Source organism: Pseudonocardia nematodicida, assembly GCF_040105385.1.
Lineage (GTDB): Bacteria > Actinomycetota > Actinomycetes > Mycobacteriales > Pseudonocardiaceae > Pseudonocardia > Pseudonocardia nematodicida.
Map to the genome: position 1 here is coordinate 743,920 of NZ_JBEDNQ010000001.1, position 24,553 is coordinate 768,472.

General features: G+C 73.0%; 25 protein-coding genes. 10 read left to right on the forward strand and 15 right to left on the reverse strand.

The features are described 5' to 3' along the window. Window positions 1-89 precede the first annotated feature (89 nt). From dctP to WIS52_RS03445, 4 genes are all read left to right on the forward strand, one after another. Window positions 90-1,400 carry a TRAP transporter substrate-binding protein DctP gene (gene dctP, locus WIS52_RS03430; protein ID WP_349296586.1) on the forward strand — a complete coding sequence of 437 codons (1,311 nt, stop codon included), beginning with the start codon at window positions 90-92 and terminating at the stop codon, window positions 1,398-1,400. Beyond that, complete coding sequence (locus tag WIS52_RS03435) at window positions 1,397-1,948, forward strand: TRAP transporter small permease (protein ID WP_349296587.1); 552 nt, start codon at window positions 1,397-1,399, stop codon at window positions 1,946-1,948. Before dctP ends, WIS52_RS03435 begins: the two co-directional genes overlap by 4 nt. Continuing rightward, complete coding sequence (locus WIS52_RS03440) at window positions 1,945-3,459, forward strand: TRAP transporter large permease (protein WP_349296588.1); 1,515 nt, start codon at window positions 1,945-1,947, stop codon at window positions 3,457-3,459. Before WIS52_RS03435 ends, WIS52_RS03440 begins: the two co-directional genes overlap by 4 nt. Window positions 3,460-3,534: 75 nt before the next feature. After that, on the forward strand, window positions 3,535-4,290 hold the full coding sequence (locus WIS52_RS03445; RefSeq protein WP_349296589.1) for an SDR family NAD(P)-dependent oxidoreductase: 756 nt from the start codon (window positions 3,535-3,537) through the stop codon (window positions 4,288-4,290). Between the two features lie 22 nt (window positions 4,291-4,312). Here WIS52_RS03445 and WIS52_RS03450 read toward each other — a convergent pair whose 3' ends face one another. Genes WIS52_RS03450 through WIS52_RS03465 form a run of 4 tightly spaced genes read right to left on the reverse strand, consistent with a single transcriptional unit; the run spans window position 4,313 to window position 7,362 of the window. Next, on the reverse strand, window positions 4,313-5,095 hold the full coding sequence (locus WIS52_RS03450) for an enoyl-CoA hydratase/isomerase family protein (protein WP_349296590.1): 783 nt from the start codon (window positions 5,093-5,095) through the stop codon (window positions 4,313-4,315). Then, window positions 5,092-5,841 (reverse strand): SDR family NAD(P)-dependent oxidoreductase, encoded by a 750-nt coding sequence (locus WIS52_RS03455; RefSeq protein ID WP_349296591.1) that lies wholly within the window; start codon window positions 5,839-5,841, stop codon window positions 5,092-5,094. Before WIS52_RS03455 ends, WIS52_RS03450 begins: the two co-directional genes overlap by 4 nt. Beyond that, entirely contained in the window at window positions 5,834-6,298 is a 465-nt protein-coding gene (locus tag WIS52_RS03460; protein ID WP_349296592.1) for a nuclear transport factor 2 family protein, read from the reverse strand. The genes WIS52_RS03455 and WIS52_RS03460 overlap by 8 nt, the downstream gene beginning before the upstream one ends. Next, complete coding sequence (locus tag WIS52_RS03465; RefSeq protein WP_349296593.1) at window positions 6,295-7,362, reverse strand: LLM class flavin-dependent oxidoreductase; 1,068 nt, start codon at window positions 7,360-7,362, stop codon at window positions 6,295-6,297. The genes WIS52_RS03460 and WIS52_RS03465 overlap by 4 nt, the downstream gene beginning before the upstream one ends. A 112-nt stretch (window positions 7,363-7,474) precedes the next feature. On the opposite strand from WIS52_RS03465, the gene WIS52_RS03470 reads away from it, so the two are divergent. After that, the gene (locus WIS52_RS03470) at window positions 7,475-8,323 is read left to right on the forward strand and encodes an amidohydrolase family protein (RefSeq protein ID WP_349296594.1); all 849 of its coding nucleotides are present in this window, start codon (window positions 7,475-7,477) and stop codon (window positions 8,321-8,323) included. A 22-nt stretch (window positions 8,324-8,345) separates the two neighbouring features. Here WIS52_RS03470 and WIS52_RS03475 read toward each other — a convergent pair whose 3' ends face one another. Together WIS52_RS03475 and WIS52_RS03480 are read right to left on the reverse strand one after the other, a co-directional pair. Further along, a complete protein-coding gene (locus WIS52_RS03475; RefSeq protein WP_349296595.1) occupies window positions 8,346-9,041 on the reverse strand; it encodes a FadR/GntR family transcriptional regulator in 696 nt (231 codons plus the stop codon). A 103-nt stretch (window positions 9,042-9,144) separates the two neighbouring features. Next, window positions 9,145-10,305, reverse strand: a complete 1,161-nt coding sequence (locus WIS52_RS03480; RefSeq protein ID WP_349296596.1) for an acyl-CoA dehydrogenase family protein — start codon at window positions 10,303-10,305, stop codon at window positions 9,145-9,147. Between the two features lie 105 nt (window positions 10,306-10,410). Between WIS52_RS03480 and WIS52_RS03485 the strand changes: the two genes are divergently transcribed. Continuing rightward, window positions 10,411-11,172: an SDR family NAD(P)-dependent oxidoreductase gene (locus WIS52_RS03485; RefSeq protein ID WP_349296597.1), complete on the forward strand. Its 762-nt coding sequence runs from the start codon at window positions 10,411-10,413 to the stop codon at window positions 11,170-11,172. 44 nt (window positions 11,173-11,216) lie between these two features. On the opposite strand, the gene WIS52_RS03490 is transcribed toward WIS52_RS03485, so the two are convergent. The 5 genes from WIS52_RS03490 to WIS52_RS03510 form a co-directional block, all read right to left on the reverse strand. Further along, window positions 11,217-12,395, reverse strand: a complete 1,179-nt coding sequence (locus tag WIS52_RS03490; RefSeq protein WP_349296598.1) for a CaiB/BaiF CoA transferase family protein — start codon at window positions 12,393-12,395, stop codon at window positions 11,217-11,219. A 61-nt stretch (window positions 12,396-12,456) separates the two neighbouring features. Next, the gene (locus WIS52_RS03495; protein ID WP_349296599.1) at window positions 12,457-12,978 is read right to left on the reverse strand and encodes a MaoC family dehydratase; all 522 of its coding nucleotides are present in this window, start codon (window positions 12,976-12,978) and stop codon (window positions 12,457-12,459) included. Then, complete coding sequence (locus tag WIS52_RS03500) at window positions 12,975-13,865, reverse strand: HpcH/HpaI aldolase/citrate lyase family protein (RefSeq protein WP_349296600.1); 891 nt, start codon at window positions 13,863-13,865, stop codon at window positions 12,975-12,977. Before WIS52_RS03500 ends, WIS52_RS03495 begins: the two co-directional genes overlap by 4 nt. Beyond that, window positions 13,865-15,031, reverse strand: a complete 1,167-nt coding sequence (locus WIS52_RS03505; RefSeq protein ID WP_349296601.1) for an acyl-CoA dehydrogenase family protein — start codon at window positions 15,029-15,031, stop codon at window positions 13,865-13,867. The genes WIS52_RS03500 and WIS52_RS03505 overlap by 1 nt, the downstream gene beginning before the upstream one ends. After that, on the reverse strand, window positions 15,015-16,688 hold the full coding sequence (locus WIS52_RS03510) for an AMP-binding protein (protein WP_349296602.1): 1,674 nt from the start codon (window positions 16,686-16,688) through the stop codon (window positions 15,015-15,017). The genes WIS52_RS03505 and WIS52_RS03510 overlap by 17 nt, the downstream gene beginning before the upstream one ends. A gap of 251 nt (window positions 16,689-16,939) precedes the next feature. On the opposite strand from WIS52_RS03510, the gene WIS52_RS03515 reads away from it, so the two are divergent. From WIS52_RS03515 to WIS52_RS03530, 4 genes are read left to right on the forward strand one after another with little or no spacing between them, the layout of a single operon-like run. Next, complete coding sequence (locus tag WIS52_RS03515) at window positions 16,940-18,121, forward strand: thiolase family protein (RefSeq protein WP_349296603.1); 1,182 nt, start codon at window positions 16,940-16,942, stop codon at window positions 18,119-18,121. 39 nt (window positions 18,122-18,160) lie between these two features. After that, window positions 18,161-18,925, forward strand: a complete 765-nt coding sequence (locus tag WIS52_RS03520; protein WP_349296604.1) for an SDR family NAD(P)-dependent oxidoreductase — start codon at window positions 18,161-18,163, stop codon at window positions 18,923-18,925. After that, window positions 18,922-19,698 carry a crotonase/enoyl-CoA hydratase family protein gene (locus tag WIS52_RS03525; RefSeq protein ID WP_349296605.1) on the forward strand — a complete coding sequence of 259 codons (777 nt, stop codon included), beginning with the start codon at window positions 18,922-18,924 and terminating at the stop codon, window positions 19,696-19,698. The genes WIS52_RS03520 and WIS52_RS03525 overlap by 4 nt, the downstream gene beginning before the upstream one ends. A gap of 60 nt (window positions 19,699-19,758) precedes the next feature. Then, window positions 19,759-20,493 (forward strand): IclR family transcriptional regulator, encoded by a 735-nt coding sequence (locus tag WIS52_RS03530; RefSeq protein ID WP_349296606.1) that lies wholly within the window; start codon window positions 19,759-19,761, stop codon window positions 20,491-20,493. 15 nt (window positions 20,494-20,508) lie between these two features. Here the strand turns inward: WIS52_RS03530 and WIS52_RS03535 are convergent, their stop codons facing one another. The 4 genes from WIS52_RS03535 to WIS52_RS03550 all read right to left on the reverse strand — a co-directional run bounded on the left by WIS52_RS03535 (window position 20,509) and on the right by WIS52_RS03550 (window position 24,532). Then, window positions 20,509-21,288, reverse strand: a complete 780-nt coding sequence (locus WIS52_RS03535; RefSeq protein ID WP_349296607.1) for an enoyl-CoA hydratase/isomerase family protein — start codon at window positions 21,286-21,288, stop codon at window positions 20,509-20,511. Window positions 21,289-21,314: 26 nt separating this feature from the next. After that, entirely contained in the window at window positions 21,315-22,343 is a 1,029-nt protein-coding gene (locus tag WIS52_RS03540) for an acyl-CoA dehydrogenase family protein (RefSeq protein WP_349296608.1), read from the reverse strand. Then, complete coding sequence (locus WIS52_RS03545) at window positions 22,343-23,467, reverse strand: acyl-CoA dehydrogenase family protein (protein WP_349296609.1); 1,125 nt, start codon at window positions 23,465-23,467, stop codon at window positions 22,343-22,345. Before WIS52_RS03545 ends, WIS52_RS03540 begins: the two co-directional genes overlap by 1 nt. A gap of 114 nt (window positions 23,468-23,581) precedes the next feature. Continuing rightward, on the reverse strand, window positions 23,582-24,532 hold the full coding sequence (locus WIS52_RS03550; protein WP_349296610.1) for an alpha/beta hydrolase: 951 nt from the start codon (window positions 24,530-24,532) through the stop codon (window positions 23,582-23,584). Window positions 24,533-24,553 lie beyond the last annotated feature (21 nt).

Genomic DNA, 24,553 nt, shown 5'->3' on the forward strand with positions numbered 1-24,553 from the left:
TGCTCATAATAGTGATAAGCATCTCCACCGAGCCCGGACGGTACGACGTCGGGCTCGGTCTGCCCCTGGGACTTCGATGAAGAGGTGTCATGCCCGAGTACCGCGTCTCCCGCCCATCCGGTCGATCATTACGTGTACGCGGCCTCGCGCTGCTCGCCGCAACGCTGGTGACGGTCACCGGCTGCGCGACCCGGGGTGAGGTCACCGAAGAGCAGTCCGCCGGCGGCCCCTCGGTCGCCTACGGCGCGAGCCAGGAGGAGTACGCCGAGGCCCTCGCCGACATGGAGCCGGTGACCCTGCAGATGCAGAGCTCGGCGCCCCAGGGCGCCGCGACCGGGCGCCGGTTCGAGGCCTACGCCGAGGCGCTCCAGGAGTGGTCCGGCGGAAAGATCAACGTCGAGATCGCGTTCAGCAACTCGATCGCCCAGCCGGCCGACGTCGACGACGCCCTCGGCGACGGCCGCCTCGACCTGGGCTCGGTCACCCCGAACAGCGAGCCCGCCCGCTACCCCGCGCACGCGGCGCTGTGGGACATGGCCTTCCTCGGCCGGCAGACGCCGGTCGACGGGCTGCTCCAGTTCCACGCCGCCTACCTCGAGGCCTCGCGCACGGTGCCCGAGATCAACTCGGAGTTCGCTGCGCAGGGGATCACGCTCCTGGTCCCGGCGTTCAGCTCCGGCTCGACCGGCATGATGTGCTCCGAGCCGCGGCGCGATCTCGCCGGCCTGCGCGGGGCGGCGGTCGCGACCCTCGCCCGGACCCAGAACCTCGAGGTCGAGGCCGTCGGCGGCTCGCCGACCTCGCTGACCTACGCCGAGCTCTACGAGAGCCTGGAGCGCGGGGTCGTGCAGTGCGCGATGGCGAGCCTGACGGTCGCCTCGCTGCAGGGCTACATCCCCGCGGCCCCGCACATGGTGATCGACGACGAGGTCGGCTTCCAGGTCTCCGGCGCCGCCTTCGGTGTCAGCACCTCGGTCTGGAACTCGCTCCCGCTGGCAGCCCAGCAGCTGATGTACGACCGGCTCGACGTGTTCCTGGTCGCGACGTTCGAGAGCGCGCTGGACAACATCACCAACGGGCTCACCCAGGTGCGGGACTCCGGCGGTGAGGTCGCGGGTCTCGACCCCGAGGCCAAGGCCGCCGTCGAGGCCGCGCACGAGCAGGTGCTGCAGACCGCCGCGCAGAACGACCAGGTCGCCGACCCTGCGGCGATGGTGGAGAGCGTGCAGCAGGCCGAGGAGAAGTGGGCAGGCGTGCTCGAGGAGATGGGCTACCGCGACACGCCGAGCTATGACACCTTCCTCGACGAGTACCAGCCGGGCTCGATCGACTTCGACCCGTTCATCGAGCGGCTCTACTCCGAGGTGCTGCTCGCCGACCGGCCCGGCGCGGCGTCGTGACCGCACCCGACCAGCGCGAGCACGCCGAGGAGCAGGAGCGGCCCGCCGATCCGCACCACATGGCCCCGCTCGCCGGACGGCTCCTCGAGATCCCGGCCGCGGTCGTCCTGGTGCTGATGGTCGGGCACGTCGTGGCCAACGCCCTGCTCCGCTGGGCCACCGGGCAGTCGCTGCCGGAGACCCTGGAGATCACCACCTACTGGTACCTCCCGGCGATCGTGCTGGTCGGGTTCGTCGCCGCCGCCCGGCGCGGCGAGCACGTGGCCGCGTCCCTGCTCTACGACCGGATGACCACCGCTACCCGCCGCATCGTGGACGTCGCCACCGACCTCCTGGTCGCGGTCGTCTGCGGCGCGTTCGCCTGGTACGGGGCCCAGGAGGCCTGGCACAACATGGAGATCGGCCTCACCGCCGGGGCGTCGGTGGTGGTCATCTGGCCGGTCACGTTCCTGGTCCCGCTGTGCTTCGGCCTGATGACCGTGTTCTCCCTGACGACCCTCATCCGCCGGCTGCGCGCCGGCGGCCGCGCGAACGCGGAGGACGAATGACGACGACCCGGACCACGCAGCCCGCGGGTGCCCCGGCGTCCGCGGGCCCCCGCGGCGAGGCCCCGCCGGCGCGGCGCGGCAGCCCGCTCCCGCTCTGGGTGTCGGTGGTGCTGCTCCTCGCCGCGGGGACCGGCATGTTCTTGCCCGGCTCCGCGCGGGAGACGATCGGCCTCTGCGCCGTCCTGTTCATGCTCGTGCTGATCTTCATGAAGGTGCCGATCGGGATCGCCCTGGCGGTCCCGGCGATGGCCGGGCTGGTCGCGGCCAGCGGGCCGCTCGCCCTGGAGAACGTGCTGCTCGCACTGCCCTACGAGCGGGTCGCCGCCTGGACGCTCTCGGTCATCCCGATGTTCGTCCTGATGGGTCTGCTGCTGTGGCGCAGCGGCATCACCACCGAGCTCTACGACGCCGGCAAGCAGTGGCTGGGCTGGCTGCCGGGCGGTCTCGCCGTCGGGACGACGGCCGCGGGCACCGGCCTGTCGGCCATCAGCGGCTCGACGGCCGGCACCACCTACGCGCTGGCCCGGATCGGCATCCCGGAGATGCTCAAGGCCGGCTACCACAAGCGGCTGGCGGTGGGCTCGGTGATCGTCGCCGGTCTCCCGGGTCAGCTGATCCCGCCCAGCATCCTGCTCGTGCTCTACGCCGGCATCACCGAGACCCCGATCGGCCCGCAGCTGCTGGCCGGGGTGGTGCCGGGCATCCTCATCGGCGCGATCTGCGCCGGGACCCTGGTGTCCATCAGCCTCGTCCGGCCCGGGCTGGCCGGTAAGGACGGCGGGATCGGCAACGCCGACCGCGCGACGACCGACTGGGCCGGCCGGTGGCGCACGCTGCTGGCGGTGTGGCCGGTGCCGGTCCTGGTCGTGGTGGTCATCGGCGGGATGTTCAGCGGGGCCTTCACCGCGACCGAGGCCGGCGCCGCGGGCGCGCTCGGCGCGCTGGTCCTGACGATCTGGAAGAAGTGGGGCGACCACCCGCTGCGCGCGATCGGCCAGGCCGCGATCGGCACGATCACCGCGGCCGGGACGATCTTCTTCCTGCTGATGGGCGCGGAGATCCTGACCCGGCTGCTCTCGGTCACCCGGGTCGCGACGCTGTTCACCGACTGGGTGCTGGGCGCCGGGCTGAGCGCGACCGGGTTCCTGCTGCTGATGCTGGTCGTCTACATCTTCCTGGGCACGTTCCTGGAGTCGATGCCGCTGCTGCTGCTCACCGTGCCGATCCTGCTGCCGACCCTGCAGGCCCTCGACATCTCGCTGCTGTGGTTCGGCGTGTTCGCGGTGTTCATGGGCGAGCTGGCGGCGATCACCCCACCGGTCGGCATCCTGTCCTTCATCCTCGCGGGCATCGTGAAGGACCCGGAGGTCCACCAGGGGCAGCGGATCACCCTCGGCGACGTGTTCATGGCCGCGATCTGGTTCATGCCGCTCTGCGCGGCCTACGCCATCCTGCTGATCTTCTTCCCGGAGCTGGCGACCTGGTTGCCGTCGCTCGGGGCCGCGGGCTAACAAGGACTCGAGAGTGCCGGGCGGCCGTCCCGTGACGGCCGCCCGGCACCTCGTCGTGAAAGGGGACGACAGCACATGCCCAGCTATGACGTGGGAGACCGGTCGGCCGTCGTGACCGGCGCCGGATCGGGAATCGGCCGCGCGGTGGCGCTGCTGCTCGCCGGATCCGGCGCAGCGGTCGTGGTGTTCGACCGCGGGGAGGAGGCCGCACGCGCGGTCGCCGAGGAGATCCGCGCGGCCGGCGGCACCGCCGTGCCGCTCGCCGGGGACGTCACCGTGCCCGGCGACGCGGAGGCGGCCGTGCGCGAGGCCGAGAAGCTGGGACCACTGCGGATCGCGGTCAACAACGCCGGCATCGGCGGCGCACACGCCCCGATCGGCGAGTACCCGCTGGAGTCCTGGCGCTCGGTGCTCGAGGTCAACCTCGACGGCGTCTTCCACGGGATGCGCGCCCAGCTCCCGGCAATCGCCGCGCACGGCGGGGGTGCCGTGGTCACCGTCGCCTCGGTGCTCGGCACGGTCGGGTCGGCGGGCTCGTCGGCCTACGTCACCGCCAAGCACGCGTTGGCCGGGCTGACCCGCAACGCCGCGCTGGAGTACGGCGCGGCCGGGGTCCGGGCGACCGCCGTCGGCCCGGGCTTCATCCGGACCCCGCTGCTGGAGGCGAACCTCGACGCGGACCGGCAGGCCGAGCTCGCGTCGCAGCACGCGCTCGGCCGGCTGGGCACCCCCGACGAGGTGGCGCACCTGGTCGCGTTCCTGGCCTCGGACGCGGCGGCATTCGTCACCGGGAGTTTCCACCTGGTGGATGGGGGCTACGCCGCCCGGTGAGAACCGGGCGGCGTAGCCGCCGTCACTCCGGCGGTGGGAACTCCGGGCGGCGCTTGTCCAGGAAGGCGGTCGCGCCCTCGACCATGTCCGGGCTCCCGACGGCCTGCACCAGCATCCCGAGCCCGGTGCTGAACGAGTCGCGCGCGGAGTTCCACCAGATGTTGGAACTGACCTTGGTGATCTCCAGGTAGCGCGGGCTGAGCCGGGCCAGCTCCGCGCACCAGGCCTCCACCGTGGACTCCAGCTGGTCGTCGTCGACGACGGCGTTGACCAGGCCCATCCGCTCGGCCTCCTCGGCCGGGTAACGGCGGCAGAGCATGGCCAGCTCCTTGGCCCTCTTCTCACCGATCTGCACACCCATCACGTTGGTCGCCCCGGTGACCGGTGAGCTGCCGACCTTCGGCCCGGTCTGGCCGAAGGTCGCCGAGCGCGCGGCGATGGCCAGGTCGCACGCGACGACGAGCTCGTTCCCGCCGCCCGCCGCCGCCCCGTTCACCGCGGCGATCACCGGACGCGGGCAGCTGCGGATCGCGTCGAACATGCGCAGCGAGTTCTGGTAGAGGCCGCGCATCTCCCCCACGGTCGGCATGCTCAGGTTCTGCAGCGCTCCCCCGGCGCAGAAGCTGCCGCCCGACCCGGTGATCACCACCGCGCGCCGGTCGGCGGACTCCTCGACCGCCGCGGTGATCGCTGCGGACATGGCCGGGTCGAACGCGTTGCGCCGCTCGGGCCGGTTCAGCCGGATCCAGCGGACGTCACCGCGTTCCTCGACCAGCACATCAGAGGGGGACGACGAGCCGGTCATGCCTCGATCCCCTGGGCCGTCCAACCGCCGTCGATCGGGACGACCACGCCGGTGATGTAGGAGGCCAGCGGGGTCCCGAGGAAGTACACCAGCTCGGCCACCTCGGACGGCTGCCCGAACCGCTTCATCGGGATCCGCTGCATGAAGGCCTCCTCGTCGATCACTCCGCGGCGCAGGAAGTCCCGGGACAGCTCGGTCAGGATCGAGCCGGGTGCGATGGCGTTGACCCGCACCCCGCGCTGTGCCCACTCCGCGGCCAGCCCGCGGACCAGGCCCGCCACCCCTGCCTTCGCCGCGCCGTAGGCGGTGCGCCCGGGGAACCCGAACAGCCCGTTCAGCGACGACATCATCACCAGCGCGCCGCCGTCGGGCATCCGCGCGGCCGCCTGCTGGGCGCCGACCATGGCGCCGGTGAGGTGCACGCGCAGCATCGCGTCCCAGTCCGCGACCGGGTAGTCCACCGACGGGCCGGCCTTGGCGTGCCCGGCGTTGACCACGAAGGTGCCGAGTCCGCCGGGGGTGCCCGCGGCCAGCTCGCAGGCGCGGCCGACGTCCTCGGCGGAGGCGGCGTCGCCGGCGACGGCGTGGTGCCCCGACCCCTTCCAGGAGGCGAGGGTCCCGGCGAGCCGGTCGCCGTCCAGGTCGAGACCGACGACCGGATGGCCGGACTCGGCGAACCGGGCGGCGATGGCCGCCCCGAGCCCCTGCCCCGCTCCGGTCACCACGACTGCTGCCGGCTCAGGCACCGGACACCTCCAGAGGGAAGATCTGCTGAATCTCGATGGTCATCTCCTGGATCCGCAACCCGTCGCCGTCCCGGCCGAGCAGGTTCCGGTACTCGCCGTAGATCACCCGGCCCTCCGTCGCGGTGCGGGAGACGGCCTGGAAGAGGGCCGTCACGGCCAGCCCGTCCGGCACGGGATCCGCATCGACGTTGGTGACCAGGTGGGCGCTCCAGACCGTGGGCCCGTCGAACACCGAGCGGTAGAACGAGAGCACCTCCGCGCGGCCGGTCCGCGGGCCGTCGGCGCGGTGCAGGACGGCGTCGGGAGCCAGGACCGAGGCCAGCATCGCCTCGTCCCGGCCGTCGACCGCCCGGGCGTAGCGGTGCAGGAGCCGCCGGGCCGCCTCGGTGTCCTCCGGCCGGGCCGTCGACGGCGGGGCGGCCGACGGTGGGGCGACCGGTGGCTGCGCGTCGGTCATCGCCCGGCACCCGCCTCCTCGGCGGGTGCGCCGAGGTGCTCGGGGATCTCGCTGCGCGCGGGGAGCGGGAGGATCGAGGGGAGCAGGTCGCGCCCCATCCGGCGGATCACCGCGACCGTCTCTTCCGCGTCCATCGTGGGCCACTGCGGGCGGACGAGCAGCGGGCTGACCGGGAGCGTGGTCACCAGCTCGGTGAGCTCGGCGACGACGTCGTCCGGGTTCCCCAGCACGACGTGGCCCTTGATGGACTCGGCGAACTCCTCCCGCATCTTCTCCGCGTCGTAGAGCTCGTGCCCGCGCTGGGCGTAGGAGATGTAGCGGCTCTGCGCCACCCGCGCGTACTCGCTGACCGCCGCCTCCTTCGAGTCGGCGATCATGATGTTGCGTCGCAGCGGCTGGGGGCCGAACGGCTTACCGCGCTCGGCGAACAGGTCGCGCACCACCCGGTAGCGCCGGGCGACCTCGGCCGGCGGGGTCCCGGGGGGCACCGCGTAGCCGTCGGCGAACCGGCCGGCCCGGCGGACGCCCGCCATGGCGTGCGCGCCGACCCAGATCGGCGGGTGCGGCCGCTGCACCGGGCGGAGGTGCGGCTCGACCCCGTCGAGGTCCCAGTGCGTGCCGTGGTGGCTGACGACGTCCTCGGTCCAGAGCCGGGGCATCAGCTCGAGCATCTCGTTCAGCCGCGACCCGCGCTCGGAGAACGGGACGCCGAGGTTGTCGAACTCGTCGGACTTGTAGCCCACACCGACGCCGAAGATCAGCCGACCCTCGGTCACGATGTCGAGCGTCGCGATCTCCTCGGCAAGCATCACGGGGTGGTACAGCGGGCCGATCATGATCTGGGTGACGAGCCTGGTGTCCGGTCCGACGTGCGCGGCGAGCCGGGCCAGCAGCGGTACCGGCTGCAGCCAGCGGAGGTCGCCGTAGAGGAAGTGCTGTCCGATCGCGATGTGGTCGAAGCCGTTCTGCTCGGCCTCGCCGACGATGCGCAGGATGTCCTGGAACTGCTGTTCCGGCGGCACCGAGCGCGGTGCGTCGCTCAGCAGCAGACCGACTCCGACCATGCTCTCGTCTCCTTCGACGCCCGGGCGTTCCCGGGACGGGCTCGACTGGTTGCTCCGCACCGAGTCTGGACCTCCGCAGGGTGGACACGCAAGAGAAACTGTTATAACCATCATGAGTGACTGGTCGCCGCGAGGTCGCGGCGGCACCCGTATCGCGGAGGACGACATGATCATCGATGCGCACGCCCACGTGTGGCCGGACGCGATCGCCGAGAAGGCGCTCGCCGGCAACCGGCTGCCGGGCCTGTCGGCGGTCGACGACGGCAGGGCCGGCACGCTGGCCGAGCGGATGACGGCGAACGGGGTCGACCGCTCGCTCGCCCTCGGCGTCACCGGCACGGCCCGGCACCTCGACGCCACGAACCGCTTCATCGGCTCGCTGGACCCCTCGTTCTTCACCCCGATGGGCTCGGTACACGTCGACCTGAGCGTCGAGGAGAACCTCGACAGTCTGCGCCGCAACGGGATCCACGGCGTCAAGGTGCACCCGCTGTTCCAGGGCTTCGGGCTGCGCCACCCGCGGCTGTGGGAGCTGTTCGAGGCGTTCGGCTCGGACATCCCGGTGATCACCCATGTGGGCGCGGGCGGCAGCGGCGAGGTGAACGACCTGAGCACGCCGGCGATGCTCCGCGAGATCGTCACGACGTTCCCGGACCTGCGGATCGTCGCCTGCCACTTCGGCGGCTACCACATGCTCGCCGAGGCCGAGGAGGAGCTGCGCGGGCTGCCGATCGTGCTGGAGACCTCGTGGCCGCCGTCGCTGGCCTCGGTCAGCCCGGAGACGGCCCAGCGGATCATCTCGCGGCACGGAGCCGAGCGGGTCGTGTTCGGTTCGGACTGGCCGATGACCGATCCGGCAGCCGAGATCGCCGCCGTCCGCGCGCTGGGGCTCGGTGACGACGCCGAGCAGCTCGTCCTGGGCGGGAGCCTGGCCCGGGTCATGGGGCTGCCGGCGGCGTGACCGCTGCGCCGGCGCGAGCCCTTCACCGCCAGTCGACGATCTCCTCCATGAGCTGCGGCTCGCGGCGGGCGACCGTGCGGGCGTACTCCTCCATGTGCGCGCGCATCAGGTCCTCCGCGACGTCCGCGTCCCCGGCGATGATCGCGTCCGCGATATCGGAATGGGTACGACGGACATGACCGCGACGGCGCGCGACATACACCGCGGAGGCCCGTTCGGTGAAGATCTCCTTCATCGCGCGGGCGAACAGGTCGATCAGGCCGTTGCCCGACATCGACAGCACCGTGGCGTGGAACGCGTTGCTCGCGGCCAGCCACTGCTCGTCGCCCTCGGCGTCCAGCCCGTCCTGCACGATCCGGCGCAGCACCTCCTTGTCCTCGGGGTCGTGCCGCGCGGCGGCGAGCCGGGCCGCGAGCGGCTCGATGATCAGCCGGGCCTCGACCAGCTCGTTGAACTGGATGCCCTTGGCCTGCAGGAACAGCGTCATCATCCGGCCGAACTCGACGCTGTCGACCTCGGAGACGATCGGGCCGCCACCGGGCCCGGGCTTCATCCGGATCAGGCCGTGCACCTCGAGGATGCGCAACGCCTCGCGCAGCGACGCCCGCGCGACCTGGTAGCGCTGCATCATCTCGCTCTCGGGCTCCAGGGTGTCCCCCACACCGAGGCCGCGCGCGGCGATGTCCCGGACGATCTCGCGCGCAACCCGCGAGGACACCTTCTCCCCGCGCCGGTCCGGAACCGGCGACGCCGCTAAATTCCTCATAATGGTGCAGAGCTTACCGGCCGGCGATGTCGGGACCGAATCATCCGCGCCGTACTCAGTTCCCGAATCTGCGGACGAGTTGCTTGGCGAGCGAATCGAGGATGACCTCGGTGGACCCCTCGTAGATCCGCATCGGGCGGGCCTCCCGGTAGAGACGCTCGATCGTGGATCCCCGGACCAGGCCGAACCGCCCCATGATCTGCACCGCCGAGTCGACGACCCGGCCGGCGGTCTCGGTGGCCGACACCTTCGCCATCGACGCGAGGTGCAGGTTGGCCAGCGGGTCGCGGGCGGCCGCGGCCGCCGCCCGGTAGGTGAGGGCGCGGGACGCCTCGATCTCCACCCAGGCCCCGGCCAGGGCGGCCGGGACACCGCCGAGGCGGGACAGCGTGGTCCCGAACAGCTCACGGCCGGTCGCGTGCCCGAGCGCCTCGCGCAGTGCCGCCTCCGCGAGGCCGACCGCCGCGCCCGCGACGGACACCCGGAACGTCGCCAGCGTTGCCAGGACCAGGGAGAACCCCTCCCCCGGCGCGCCGAGGCGGTACCCGGCGGGCACCCGGGCACCGTCGAACACGACGTCGCCCAGCACGTGCGGAGCGATGATCTGGTGCGGCTTCTCGACCCGGACGCCCGGGGTGTCCGCGGGGACCAGGACCAGCGAGTAGCCCGGGCCCTCCTTGCAGAGCACGCTGTAGACGTCGGCGTCGCCGGCGTTGGTGATGAAGGACTTGTGCCCGTCGACGTGCAGCTCGCCGTCGCGCTCGGTGACGGTCGCCGAGATCGCCTTCAGATCGGAGCCCACGCCCGGCTCGGTCAGTGCCAGTGCGCCGACGGCGTCGAGCCGGCCGATCCGCGGCAGCCAGTGCTCCCGGAGCTCCGCGGACCCGCCGCGGGCGATGGCGAAGCTGCCGATGCCCTGCATGCCGAACATCGAGTCGAGGTGCGCGCTCTCGGCCGCGAAGGCCTCCCGCACCACGGTCACCGCCAGCGAGTCGACCTCGTCGAACCGGCCGCCGTAGGCACCCGGCACGACGACCGACACCAGCCCGCTCGCGGCGAGCCGCTCCCGGACGTCCGGGTCGAACTCGTCGGCCTCGTCCGCGCGCGCGGCGACGTCCCGCACGCTCGCGGCCATCGCGCGGGCCTCGTCCTGGAGGACCCGGTACCGGTCCGGGAGCTCGAAGGACAGCGTGCGGTCGGCATCGTCGTCGGCCATCTCACCCTCCTCTGGCCACCGGGCGGCGGCCATGCGATATTCAGTATAACTATTTTCAGGTATTCGACTCCATCGGTCAATGGCGGCCGGTGCCGGAGGTGCGCGGTGTTCGATCCGAAGCAGGCGTTCGACCTGACGGGGAAGGTCGCCCTGGTCACCGGCGGCAGCCGGGGTCTCGGCCGGGCGATGGTGGACGGGCTGGCCCGCGCCGGCGCCGACGTCGTCATCGCCAGCCGCAAGCTCGACAGCTGCGAGCAGGCCGCGGCCGAGGTCGAGCGGGACACCGGTCGCACGGCCCTGCCGCTGGCCGCGCACGTCGGCCGGTGGGACGAGCTCGAACCGTTGCTCGACGCCGTGTACGCCCGGTTCGGCCGGCTCGACGTGCTGGTCAACAACGCCGGGATGTCCCCGCTCTACGACACCGTCGACTCCGTCTCCGAGGAGCTGTTCGACAAGGTCCTCGCGGTCAACCTCAAGGGGCCGTTCCGGCTCGCGGCCCTCGCCGGGGCCCGGATGGCCGCCGCCGGCGGCGGGTCCATCATCAACATCTCGAGCGCGGCGGCGGTGCGGCCGCGCGCCTCGGTGGTGCCCTACGCCGCGGCCAAGGCGGGCCTCAACGCGACCACCGTCGGCCTCGCGCACGCCTTCGGGCCGTCGGTGCGGGTCAACGCGATCATGGCCGGGACGTTCCTGACCGACGTGAGCGCGGCGTGGGACTCCGAGGCGTTCGCCCGGCGGGCGGGCACGTTCGCGCTGGGCCGGGGCGGCCGGCCGGACGAGATCGTCGGGACCGCGCTCTACCTGGCCTCGTCGGCATCCAGCTTCACCACCGGCACCGTGGTCACGGTCGACGGCGGGCAACCCTGATCGCGCGGCCGGCGCCGGGATCACCGGCGCCGGCCGCGGAGCCCTCAGCCGACCTCGACGGCCGCGCCGGCCGGCAGCCCCAGCTCGGCGAGCACCTCGCCGGTGTGCTCCCCGATCCCGGGCACGCCGTCGTAGGCGGGACCGGCGTAGCCGTCGACGTGCAGGATCGGCCCGGGCATGACCAGCGAGCCGAGGCCCTGCCCGAGCCCGACCAGCGTGCGCTCCCGGAAGTGCGGGTCGTCGATGATGTCGGCGGCGTCGTTCACCGGCGCGCAGACGACCTCGTGGTCCTCCAGCACCGCGAGGATCTCGGCCCGGTTCCTCGACCGCACCCAGGTCCGGACCCGGTCCTGGACGAGCTCGTTGTTCTCCAGCCGGGCCACGCCCGTCGCGAACCGGGGGTCGTCGGCCAGCTCGGGCGCGTCCATCGCGCGGAACAACCGCATCGCTATGGCCTGGTTCGACGCGGCGATCGAGAGGAACTTGCCGTCGGCGCACTCGTAGATCCCGCGCGGTGAGGCCGCGCCGGTGGCGTTGCCGATCCGGCCCTGCACCTCCCCCAGCCCGGAGTACTTCAGCAGCATGTCGCCGACGATGAACATCAGCGGCTCGTAGAGCGCGACGTCGACGACGCCGCCGCGACCGGTCGTGGCCCGCTGGAACAGCGTCATGCCGACCCCCATCGCCGCGGAGATCCCGGCGATGGAGTCGGCGAAGCCGAACGGCGGCGAGGTCGGGGGCAGCTCCGGCCAGCCGTTGATGTGGGCGAAGCCGCTCGCCGTCTCGGCGACCGTGCCGAAGCCCGGCCGGCTGCTGTAGGGCCCGGTCTGCCCGAAGCCGGAGACCCGGGCGAGCACCAGACCCGGGTTGTCGGCACTGAGCTCGGCGTACCCGAGGCCCCACTCCTCGAGCCGGCCCGGGCGGAACGACTCGACGACGACGTCGAAGTGCGCCGCCATCCGGTGCACCAGCGCGCGGCCCTCCGCGGTGCGCAGGTCGACACCGACCGAGCGCTTGCCGGCGTTGAGCCGGCAGAAGCCGAGCGACAGGCCGTCCTTCTGCGGGACCCACTGGCGGGCGTAGTCGCCGCCGCCCGGGTCCTCCACCTTCACGACGTCGGCGCCGAAGTCGCGCAGCATGCGCCCGGCGGTCGGGGCGGCGTAACCCGCCCCCAGCTCGAGAACGCGCACTCCGGCCAGCGGGCCCCGCGAGGTGTCCGTCATGTGGTTCGTCCCTTCTCCACGCGCCATCGGATGTGTCGGGGGTCGAGAGAGTCGTGGAGGCTCACGCCGGGTCCGGTTCCCCGGCGGGACGCTTCAGCATCAGCCCGGTCCGGTGGCAGCTCAGGATCAGCACGTCGTCCTGGTTGTAGCCGCGGTGCTCGAACCAGACGATCCCCGAGTCGGTGCGGCTCCTCGACTCCCGCTTGTCCAGGATCGTCGTCTCGCCGCGCAGGGTGTCGCCGTGGAAGACCGGGTGCGGGAACACGATCTTCTCGTAGCCGAGGTTGCCCAGCGTGGTGCGCATGGTCAGCTCGGGCACGTGGAAGGCGCCGATCAGGGCGACGGTGAACAGGCTGTTCAGCACCCGGCGCCCGTGGATGGTGGTCTTCGCGTACTCCTCGTCGAGGTGCAGCGGCGCCAGGTTCATCGTCAGCGAGGTGAACATGACGTTGTCCATCTCGGTGATGGTCCGGGTGAAGGCGTGCTTGTACTCCGCGCCGACCTCGAACTCCTCGAAGTAGAGGCCCCGCATCGGCGGGCGGGCCGCGGGGGTGCCGGTGGCGCTGGTGGTGTCCGTGCTCATGAAGAACCTCCGGCCGGGGTCGCGGCGGCTCGCTCCAGCCACTCGACGGCCTTGTCGTAGTGCGCCTTGTCGATGTGCACCCCGCGGTAGCGCAGGGCACCGGTGCCGTCGGCGGCTGCCTTCTCGTACGCCTCGACCAGGCCCCGGTGGAAGTCGATGTCCGCCTCGGACGGGCTGAACACCTCGTTGACGACGCCGACGTGGCTGGGGTGGATCGCGATCATGCCGCGGAAGCCGAGCCCGCGGCCGCGACGCGCGAACTCGCGCAGCCCGTCGAGATCGGACAGCGCCTCCCACAGCCCGGTCAGTGCGTGGATGCCGGCCTCCCGGCAGGCGAGCAGGATCCGGCTGCGGTGGTAGAGGGTCTCGGTGCCCTCCGGGGTCCACTCGTAGCCGACCGCACGGGCGATGTCGGCGTGCTCGGCGGTGGGGCCGATCATGGCTCCGACCCGCGGGGAGGCGCCGATGATCTCGCGGCAGTTCTGGATCGCCGGGACCGTCTCGACCGGGACGATGTACTCCAGCCCGGACGCCCCGTTGCGGGTCTCGAAGTGGTCGAGCAGCGCGTCGTAGCGCAGGACGTCCGACGCGGTCTCGATCTTCGGGGCGAACACCCCGGTCAGCCCGGGGACGACCACGGCCTCCAGATCGCCGCCGGTCAGCCTCGTGTGCAGCGGGTTGACCCGCACGAACACCCCGATGTCGGTGTCGCGCTCCCGTAGCCTGGTGATCGACTCCGCGACGGTGGTGCGCGCACCGGCCTTCTCGGCCTCGGGCACCGAGTCCTCGAGGTCGAGCACGATCGCGTCGGCGCCGGCCGCGACGGCCTTGTCCACCCAGGACGGCCGGTGCCCGGGCAGGAACAGCACCGACCGGTAGGGCCGCATCAGTAGCTCCTCGGCAGCCCGAGCACGTGCTCGGCGACGTAGTTGAGCACCATCTCCTGACTGATCGGCGCGATCCGCATCAGCCGCGACTCCCGGAAGTAGCGCTCCACGTGGTACTCCTTCGAGTACCCGTAGCCGCCGTGCGCGCCGAGCGCGGAGTCGGCGGCGAAGAAGCCGGCCTCGGCGGCCAGGTACTTCGCCTCGTTGGCCTCCTTGCCGGCCGGCAGCCCGTTGTCGATCAGCCAGGCCGCCTTCTGGCAGACCAGGTCGGCGGCGTCGAGCTGGACCAGGGCCTTGGCGAGCGGGTGCGCGATCGCCTGGTTCTGCCCGATGGGACGGCCGAACACGACCCGCTCCTGGGCGTAGGTGGTCGCCCGGCGCACCGCGGCCCGGCCGATGCCGATCGCGGCGTTCGCCGAGATGACCCGCTCGGCGTTGAGCCCGGCCAGGATCGTGCGGAAGCCGTTGCCGACCTCGCCGATCACGTCGGAATCCGGGACGAAGAGCTCGTCGATGAACAGCTCGTTGGTGTCGACGGCGTTGCGGCCCATCTTCGGGATCTTGCGGATGGTGACCCGGTCGCGGTCCATCGGCGCGAAGAACAGCGTCATCCCGTCGGTGCGCTTCGGGCTCGCCGAACGGGGCGCCGTGCGGCACAGGATGATCAGCCGCTCGGCCTCCTGCGCCTTGGTGATCCAGACCTTCTTGCCGGAGATCGACCAGCCGCCGTCGACCTTGGTCGCGAACGTCGAGATGGTGGTGGTGTCGGTCCCGGCGTCGGGCTCGGTGACGGCGAACGACACGTGCAGGTCACCGGCGACGAGCCGGGGCAGGAACCGCTGCTTCAGGTCCTCGCTGCCGTGCTTGATGATCGACTCGAAGCCGAAAATGCCGATGTGGACGGCGCTGCAGCCGCCCATCCCGGCGCCGGAGGCGGCGATCTCCTGCTCGACGATCGCGGCCTCGGTGACACCCAGTCCGCCGCCGCCGTACTCCTCGGGCACGGTCAGGCCGAGCCAGCCCCCCTGCACGACGGCGTCGTAGAACTCCCAGGGGAACTCCTGGCTGTCGTCGTGCTCGGCCCAGTAGTCGTCCGGGAACTTCGCGCACAGCGCGCGGACGGCCGCGCGGATGTCGTCGTGAGTGGTGTCAGCGCCGAAGTCCATCGGCCCTCCCCTGCGTCGGTGTGGGACCGGCCTGCCGGTCGAAGGTGTCGGTGGTGATGCCGTCGTCGCGCAGGGCCGCCTTGCGGACCTTCTCGGACGGCGTCTTGGGCAGCGCGTCGACCAGACGGACGAATCGCGGCACGGCGAACTCCGGAATCCGGCCACGGCACCAGTCGAGGATCTCGGCCGGGTCCGCCGCGCCGTCGGCGACGACGACGGCCATCACCTCGTCCTCACCGGCCTCGATACCGGCCGGCACGCCGATCACCGCGCACTCGACGACGGCGGGGTGCGCGAGCACGCCCTGCTCGACCTCGTAGGAGCTGATGTTCTCGCCGCGCCGACGCAGCGCGTCCTTGTAGCGGTCGACGAAGTAGAACCAGCCCTCGTCGTCGCGGCGCAGCGCGTCGCCGGTGTGGAACCAGAGGTTGCGCCAGGCCTCGACGGTCTTCTCCGGCATGTTGAAGTAGCCGCCGGAGCAGGTCCACGGCCGCACCGGGCGGACGACGAGCTCACCGATCTCGCCGACCGGCACCTCGCGGTCGGTCTCCGGGTCGACGAGCCGGATGTCGAACCAGTCGGCGTTCGCCAGGCCGGCCGCGCCCGGCGGGCGCTCCTCGCCGTACGGCGACATGATCGGCGCGCAGGTCTCGGTGAGCCCGAAGGCGTCGACGAAGGCCTCGATGCCGAACCGCGTGCGGAACCCGTCGACGATGCTGCTCGCCGTCGGCGCGGCGTAGACGCAGCGCAGGGTGTTGTCGGCGTCGTCGTCGCGGGGCGGCTGCTTCCAGACGAAGTCCATCATGACGCCGACGAAGTTGGTGACCGTCACGCCGGACTCGCGGACGTGGTCGATCCAGCGGCTGGCGCTGAACTTCGGCCGCACCACCGCCCGGCCGCCGGCCACCAGCGCCGGGAAGACGGCCATGAACTGGGCGTTGCCGTGGAACAGCGGGGTCGTGGTCAGGTAGGTGTCGGCGCTGGTCAGCCGGGTCAGGTTCACCACGATCTCGGCGAAGAAGTACAGCTGCGAGTGCGGCATCGCCACACCCTTCGACGGCCCGGTGGTCCCCGAGGTGAAGAACACCGCGCCGAGGTCCTGGGCGCGCGGTGCGGGCAGCTCGCGCGGCGTGCCCTCCTCGAGGACGTCCCAGGGCTCGGCCGCCCAGCCGTGCGCGCGCAGCAGCGCGATCGCCGCGTCCCCGCCGCCGGTGTCGATCACCCAGAACTTCTCGATCCCGCGGGCGTGCTCGGCGATCGCGACGAAGCGCTCGGCCTGCACGTCGTCGATCACGGCGAACCGGGCCTCGACGGTCTGTACCTGGTGGCGCAGGAACTCGCCCTCGTAGTTGGTGTTGACCGGCACCTCGACCAGGCCGCCGACCGCGGCGCCGAGGTAGCTGCGGACGAACCGCGACGAGTTCACCGCCATGAGCACCAGGCGGTCGCCGGCCCGGGCCCCGGCGTCGTGCAGGGCCCCCGCGATCCGTTCCGCCGAGGCCAGCGACTCGCCGTAGGTCCACTCGCGGTCCTCGGTGGGGACCATCAGGAAGGTGGCGTCCGGGGTGGCGGAGGCGTGGTGGCGCAGGACCGCCGGGAGCGACCAGTCCGCGGGATCCGCGAAGGTCGTCGTGAACCCCTCGTAGACGCGGGTCATCCGGTCACCCGCCCGGCCCGGGGCGCTCCGGCCCCGTCGGCAGGGCCGGCGATGACCGCGGCATCGAGGTCGTCGAATCCGGACACGATGCTTCCTCTCGTCGGGGGTCGAGGCCGGAACTCCCGCGCCTGCGCGGCTGGCGCATCCGGTTCATTCCAACCATCATCAGGTTCTCTGGGGAGAGCTTGCTCCGGACGGCGTCGAAGTGCAAGAGTGTTCGTTCGAATCATCATAAGGGATTGGAGTCCTGTATGGGGCGGGCCGTCATCGTCGACGCCGTACGCTCGGCCGTCGGCAGGGGCAAGGCCGGCGGAGCGCTCGCCGGGATCCACCCGGTCGATCTCCTCGCGCAGGTGCTGCGGGGCCTGGTGGACCGCACCGGGATCGACCCCGGGACCGTCGAGGACGTGATCGTCGGCTGCGTCGGCGGCAACGGGGAGCAGTCGGCGACGCCCGGCAGGCAGGCCGTGCTCTCGGCAGGCTTCCCGGTGCACGTCCCGTCGGTGACGGTCGAGCGCAAGTGCGGGTCCGGGCAGCAGGCCGTGGACTTCGCCGTGCAGGCCGTGGCCGCCGGAGTGCAGGACGTCGTGATCGCCGCGGGCGTCGAGTCGATGAGCCGGGTGCCGATGGGCTCGGCCCGGGGCGACGCCGACCCGCACGGTCCCGGTGTGCGGGCCCGGTTCCCCGATCTGGTCGGTCAGGGCGTCGCCGCCGAGCTGGTGGCGGCCCGCTGGAAGCTCGACCGCGCCGAGCTCGACGCCTACTCGGCCCGCTCGCACGCCCGCGCCGCCCACGCCCGCGACGCGGGCCTGTTCGATGCCGAGATCGTCCCGGTCACCACCCCGGCCGGGGACGCCGTCACCGCCGACGAGACGATCCGTCCCGGCACGACCGTCGAGAAGCTCGCCGGCCTGTCCCCGGCGTTCGCCACCGGCCGGCACGCCGAGAGGATGCCCGGCCACGAGTGGGTCGTCACCGCGGGCAACTCGTCGCAGATCAGCGACGGGGCCGCCGCCGTGCTGGTGATGAGCGAGGAGCGGGCGGCGGCACTCGGGCTGCGGCCGCGGGCGCGGGTCGTCGCGAGCGCGGTCGTCGGCGACGACCCGACGCTGATGCTCACCGGCCCCATCCCGGCCACCCGTGCCGTGCTCGACCGGGCCGGCCTCGGGATCGCCGACATGGCTGCGGTCGAGGTCAACGAGGCGTTCGCGCCGGTGCCGATCGCCTGGCAGCGCGAGATCGGCGGCACCGACGACCAGCTCAACCCGCTCGGCGGCGCGATCGCCCTGGGCCACCCGCTCGGCGCGTCCGGCGTCCGCCTGATGACGACGCTGCTCGGCCACCTCGACCGCACCGGCGGGCGCTACGGCCTGCAGACGATGTGCGAGGCCGGCGGCATGGCCAACGCGACCGTGCTCGAACGGCTCGGCTGAGCCGCGCCGGTCACGCAGACAACAGCGAGAAGGAGCGTCATGGACCTGCAGAACGCCTCCGCCGTCGTCACCGGCGGAGCGTCCGGACTCGGGCTGGCGACCGTGCGCCGGTTCGTCGAGCGCGGCGTGCCGACCGTCCTGGTCGACCTGCCCACCTCCGACGGCGAGAAGGTGGCCACGGGGCTCGGCGAGCTCGCCGTATTCGCCCCGGCCGACGTGACCGACCCGATCGCCGTCGACGCGGCGCTCGACACCGCCACCGGGCTCGCCCCGGTCCGCGCGCTCGTGCACTGCGCGGGCCGCGGCGGGACGGTGCGGGTCGTCGAGCGCGACGGGAGCCCGGGCTCGCTGGAGCTCTACGAGGAGATCGTGCGGATCAACCTGGTCGGCACGTTCACCGTGCTGAGCCGGGCCGCGGCCCGGATGGTCGCGAACGAGCCCGTCGACGGCGAGCGCGGGGTGTGCGTGCTCACCGCGTCGGTCGCCGCGTGGGAGGGCCAGATCGGCCAGATCCCCTACGCCTCGGCCAAGGCCGGGGTGGTGGGCATGACGCTGGTCGCCGCGCGGGACCTCGCCCGCAAGCTGGTCCGGGTGTGCTCGATCGCGCCGGGCACGTTCGACACCCCGATCCTGTCCCGGTTCCCGGACGAGGTGCTCGACAAGCTGGCCGCGCAGACCCCGCACCCGAAGCGGCTCGGCCGGCCGGACGAGTTCGCGGCGCTGGCCCACCACATCGTCGACAACCCGATGATGAACGGCGAGACCGTCCGGCTCGACGGCGCGATCCGGATGGCGGCGAAGTGAGCGCCCCGACGACGACCCCGGTCCGGATCGAGGACCTGGGCGGCGTCCGGATCATCACGATCGACCGGCCCGAGGTGCGCAACGCCATCGACACCGCGACCGCCACCGCGATCGCCGCGGCGATCGACGAGCTGGAGCGGCGCGACGATCTGGTGGCCGGGGTGCTGACCGGGGCCGGTGGCACGTTCTGCGCCGGGATGGACCTCAAGGCGTTCCTGGCCGGGGAGCGGCCGTCGGTGCCCGGGCGCGGCTTCGCCGGGATCGTCGAGCAGCCGCCGGCCAAGCCCATGATCGCCGCCGTCGAAGGTGCGGCGGTGGCGGGCGGGTTCGAGATCGCGCTCGCCTGCGACCTGATCGTCGCCGCCTCGGACGCCAAGTTCGGGCTGCCGGAGGTCCGGCGCGGCCTGGTGGCCGCCGGCGGCGGGCTGCTGCGGCTCCCCCGCCGGGTGCCCCGCCAGCTGGCGACCGAGTGGGCGCTGACCGGTGCGATCGTCCCGGCGTCGCGTGCGCACGAGGTGCACCTGGTCAACCGGCTGACCGATCCGGGCGGTGCGCTGGACGCCGCGCTCGAGCTGGCCGGCGCGATCGCCCGCAACGGTCCGCTGGCGGTGCGGGCCACCAAGGCGGTGCTCACCCGGGCCGACGACTGGAGTTCGGCCGAGGCGTTCGAGCGGCAGCGGGAGATCACCGAGCCGGTCCGGTCCTCGGAGGACGCCCGGGAGGGCGCGGCGGCCTTCCGCGAGAAGCGCGACCCCGTCTGGCGCAACCGCTGATCCGTTCCGGACCCGGCCCGGGTCTGCCCCGCCGCCGGCCCGCCTGCTAGACGTACACCGGTGGGCGACGACGAGGGCACGCACCGGCGCGGGAACGGCCACCACCGGACCGTGGACCGGATCGCCGCCATCCTCGAGGTGGTGGCCCGGTCCGACGGCGGGTGCACGCTCAGTGAGCTCGCCGGATCCCTCGACGCGGCGCTGAGCTCGACCCAGGGCCTGGTCAACGGGCTCGTCGCCACCGGGTACCTGAACCGCCGCGACCGCCGCTACGTGCTGGGCGGCGCCACCTACCTGCTCAACCGGATCGCCGGGCGCCCGCCGCTGTCCTCGGTGACCCACGACGACCTGGTGGCGCTGCACCGCGCCACCGGGCTCACCGCCGTCCTGTCCGTGGTGGTGGGCGGGGACGTGTTCTACCTCGACCACGCCTCCGACGACCCCCGGTTCGCCTACCTCGCCGAGAACCACCTGCGCCGCCCGCCGATCCGCAACTCCGGCGGCTGGGTACTGCTCGCGGCGATGGACAAGCGCGACCTGTGGGGCCATCTCCGCGAGCTCGGGCCCGACGACCAGCCCTGGGTCGAGGCGTTCCTCGCCGCGCTGCCCGAGATCCGCGACACCGGGATCTGCGCCTCGCCGAGTGCTTCCCCGGACGGCGACGGGGTGTCGGCGGCGATCGTCGAGGACGGGGTCGTGGCCGGGGCGGTGGGACTCATCGGCGACCGGGAGACCATCTCCGGACGCCGCGACGAGCTGGTGACACACCTGCGGGAGTTCGTCGGCTCCCGGTGAACACCGAGCCCGGGCTCAGCTCCCCGTGAAGACCGGTGGGCGCTTGTCCCGGAAGGCCGCCAGCGCTTCGGCCGAGTCCGCGGTGGACTGCACCACCGCCTGCTCGGCGGCGACCATCGACAGCGAGGACATCAGGTCGACGCGCTCACCGTGCCTGACCAGGCGCTTGATGGCCCGCAGGGCGACCGGCGGCCCGGCGGCCAGCCGGCGGCACAGCTCCAGGCTCTGCTCGGCCAGCTCCTCCGGCGGGTGCGCCGAGAGCGCGATCCCGATCTCGACCGCCTCCGCGGCGTCGACCCAGCGGCCGGTCCAGAGCAGCTCCAGCGCCCGGGCCTGCCCGACGATCCGGGGCAGCAGGTGCGCGCCGCCGTCGCCGGGCACCAGCCCGACCCGGACGTAGCCCTCGGAGAACCGGGCCCGGTGCGAGACCAGGCGGATGTCGCAGGCGAGCGCCATGTCCATGCCCGCGCCGACGGCCACCCCGTCGACGGCGGCGATCAGCGGCTTCTCCAGCTCGACCGCGGCGGCGGCGACCCGGTGCACCCGGTCGGTGAGGACCTGCTGGCGGCCCAGCGTCGAGGTCACCTCGGCGAAGTCGTCCAGGTCGACCCCGGCGCAGAAGGCGCCGCCGGCTCCGGTCACGAGCACGACCCGGACGTCCGGATCGGTCCGGGCCGAGCGCAGCGCCGCCGCCCAGTCGTCGAGCATCGCCAGGGTGAAGGCGTTGCGGCGGTCCGGCCGGTTCAGCAGGATCGTCCCGATGCCGTCGGCGACGGTGTACTCCAGGTCGGGCATGCGTGCGGTTCTCCTCGATCCGATACTCAGTCCACCACGAGCGGCCAGAGGCCGGATCCGCCCGCGTCGGCCGCCGCGGCGGCGACCCGGCGGTCCCACTCCCGGACCGCGCCGAACTCGTTGCGCCAGGCCAGCGCGGCGCGGGTGTACTCGTGCAGCCGGTGCTCGCGGGTCGTGCCGATCGCCCCGAGCGCCTGGTGGGCGTTGCGGACCGCGACCGAGGCTGCGTGCCCGGCGCAGGACCGGGCCACCGCGACGGCGAACGCCGTGCGCGGGTCGTCCGGCCCGGCCACGGCCATCAGCTCGACCGCGGCGCCGGTCGCGGCGCGGGCCAGCTCGGCCTCGCAGGCGATGTCCGCGACCAGGTGCTGGACGGCCTGGAACCTCGCCAGCGGGCGTCCGAACTGGACACGGTCCCGGACGTGCTCGACGGTCAGCTCCAGGATCCGGTCGAGGGCGGCCGAGACCTGGACGCCGCGGACCAGCGCCGCGCGCAGCCGGTACGCCGCGACCACCCGGTGCTCGACCGGCGTGGCGCCGGCGGTCACCGCGGGAGCCGCGTACACGGTGTCGCGGGCCTCCTCGGACGCGCCGGTCCCCGGGGTGATCCGCACGTCGCCGGCCGCCACGTCGGCGACCGCGTACCCGCCGTCGCGGGGCACCAGCAACACGATCCGCCCGGCGGTCGACGCCCACGGGACCGCGAGCCCCGTACCGGCCGCGTCGAGCTCGGCGACCGTGCGCCGGGCGTCGTCGGCGGGCAGGCCGGCGTCGGCCAGCAGCCGGCAGGCCAGCAGGTCGTGCTCGCCGAGCGGGACCCGGACGCCGGCCCCCGCCGCGGCCCGCAGCAGCTCGGCGGCCTCCGCCCAGCCGGCGCCGCTGCCGCCGGAGTCCTCGTCGCCGGTCAGCCGGACGAGCCCGAGCTCGTCGAGCTCGGACCAGAGATCCTCGCCGGCGACCAGCGGGCCCTCCTCGACCTTCTCCCGGGCGTCGAGGAACACCTGCCGCATCATGGCGACCAGGTCGGCGTCGACGGACGTCACGGTGTCGCTCATCAGCGCAGCCCCAGCTCTCGTGCGATCACGCCGCGCAGCACCTCGCTGGTCCCCCCGCGCAGGGTGAACCCGGGGCGCTGGACCAGCGCGGACTCGGTGAACCGCCGCAGCCGCTCGGGCTGTGTGCGGGCGCCACCGCCCAGCAGGTCGACGTGCTCGGCGACGTCGCCCTCGGTCGAGGTGCCGAGCACCTTCACCACGGCGGCGGCGACGTCGGCCCGCTCGCCCCGTTCCAGCCGCCCGGCGACGTCCGACGACATCCGGTGCAGCCCGGCGACCCGCGCGACCAGCCGGCCGGTGTCGTCCGAGGGCTCCAGGGTGCCGAGCCGGGTCTGCTCGACGCACTCGGCGAGCAGCGGGAAGGTGGACAGGAACCGCTCCGGGCCGCTGCGCTCGAAGGCGAGCTCGGAGGTGACCTGGGTCCAGCCCTCCCCCAGCGTCCCGAACACCATGTCGTCCGGCACGTGCACGCCGTCGAGGTGCACCTCGTTGAAGTGGTGGGAGCCGTCCATCGAGTGGATCGGCCGGATCCGCACCCCGGGCGAGCGCAGGTCGACCAGGAACTGGCTGAGCCCGGCGTGCCGGTGCGCGGGGTCGAGGGGTTCGCTGCGGGCCAGACAGATGAAGGCGTCCGCCCGGTGCGCGCCGGAGGTCCACACCTTGGTGCCGGTGATCGTCCAGCCGCCGTCGGCGCGGGTCGCCCGGGTGCGGACGCTGGCGAGATCGGACCCGGAGTCCGGCTCGCTCATCCCGATCCCGAAGAAGCAGGTCCCGGCGGCGATCGCGGGTAGGTAGCGGCGCTTCTGCTCCTCGGTGCCGTAGCGCAGCAGCGACGGGACGATCTGCCGGTCGGCGATCCAGTGCGCGGCCACCGGCGCTCCCGCGGCCAGGAGCTCCTCGGTGACGGCGAACCGCTCCAGGTGGGTGCGCCCGTGCCCGCCGTACTCGACGGGCACGGTCATCCCGAGCCAGCGGCGCGCGGCCAGCTCCCGGGTGAACTCCTCGTCCCAGCCCACCAGCCAGGAGTCGACGCCGGCCGCGTCGGTGTGGTCGGCGACGAACTCCCGGACCTCGGTGCGCAGCGCCGCGAGGGAGTCCGTCCGGGGCGGTCGAGTGACGTCCATGTCCCTCCCAGGTCGGAGTCACGGACTATTCCAGCTCACCCTCGTCATACGCAATAGCGGTGTGCACTACTTATATAGGTAGTTCGTGAGTGAAGCCGGGTGCGGTCGACCGGGTCAGCCGGTGACCACCTCCTGTCCCCGCTCCTGGGCCGCCCGGAACGCGGCGGCCAGGTCGTCGATCAGGACCGCGCCGCTGGGCGTCGCGCCGAGCGTCCAGGCGAAGCCGTGCACCATGCCGTCGTAGCGGGTCGCGGTGACCTCGACACCCGCGACGCGCAGGTTCGCGGCGTAGGCCTCGCCCTCGTCGCGCAGCGGGTCGAACTCGGCGGTCGCGACGAACGCCGGCGGCAGCCCGGCCAGGCTCTCGGCCCGGGCCGGGCACAGGTACGGGTCCCGGTCGAGGTCCTGCGCGCCGAGGTAGTGCGCCCAGAACCACTGCATGGAGCCGATCGTGAGCAGGTAGCCCGCGCCGTTCTCGGCGTACGAGCCGCTGGTGAAGTCGAAGTCGGTCGCCGGGTAGAGCAGCAGCTGCGCCGCCAGCCGGGGCCCGCCCCGGTCCCGCGCGGCGATCGCGACGGCGGCGGCCAGGTTCCCGCCCGCGCTGTCCCCACTGACCGCGATCCGCGCGGCGTCGCCGCCCAGCTCGGCGGCGTGCTCGGCGACCCAGGCGGTCGCGGCGTAGGCGTCGTCGAACGCGGCCGGGTAGACGTGCTCGGGCGCGAGCCGGTAGTCGACCGAGACGACGACGGCGCCGGTGGCCAGGGCGATCCGGCGGACCGGGTTGTCGCAGACGTCCAGATCGCCGATCACCCAGCCGCCGCCGTGGAAGTACACGATCATCGGCTTCGGGCTGTCGCCGGGCGGCGTGTAGACCCGCACCGGGATGTCGCCGGCCGGGCCCGGCACGGTCCGGTCCACGGTGGCGATCTCCGGCGGCTCGCCCTGCAGGTCGGCGAAGCCCGCGGCGGCGGCCCGGGCCTGCGGGACGGTCATCTGCTCGAACGGCGGCAGCCCGGCGCTCTCGAGCGCGGCGAGCAGCTGCCGGGCCTCGGGGTGCAGTGGCATCACGGTCTCCGATCGTGGGAG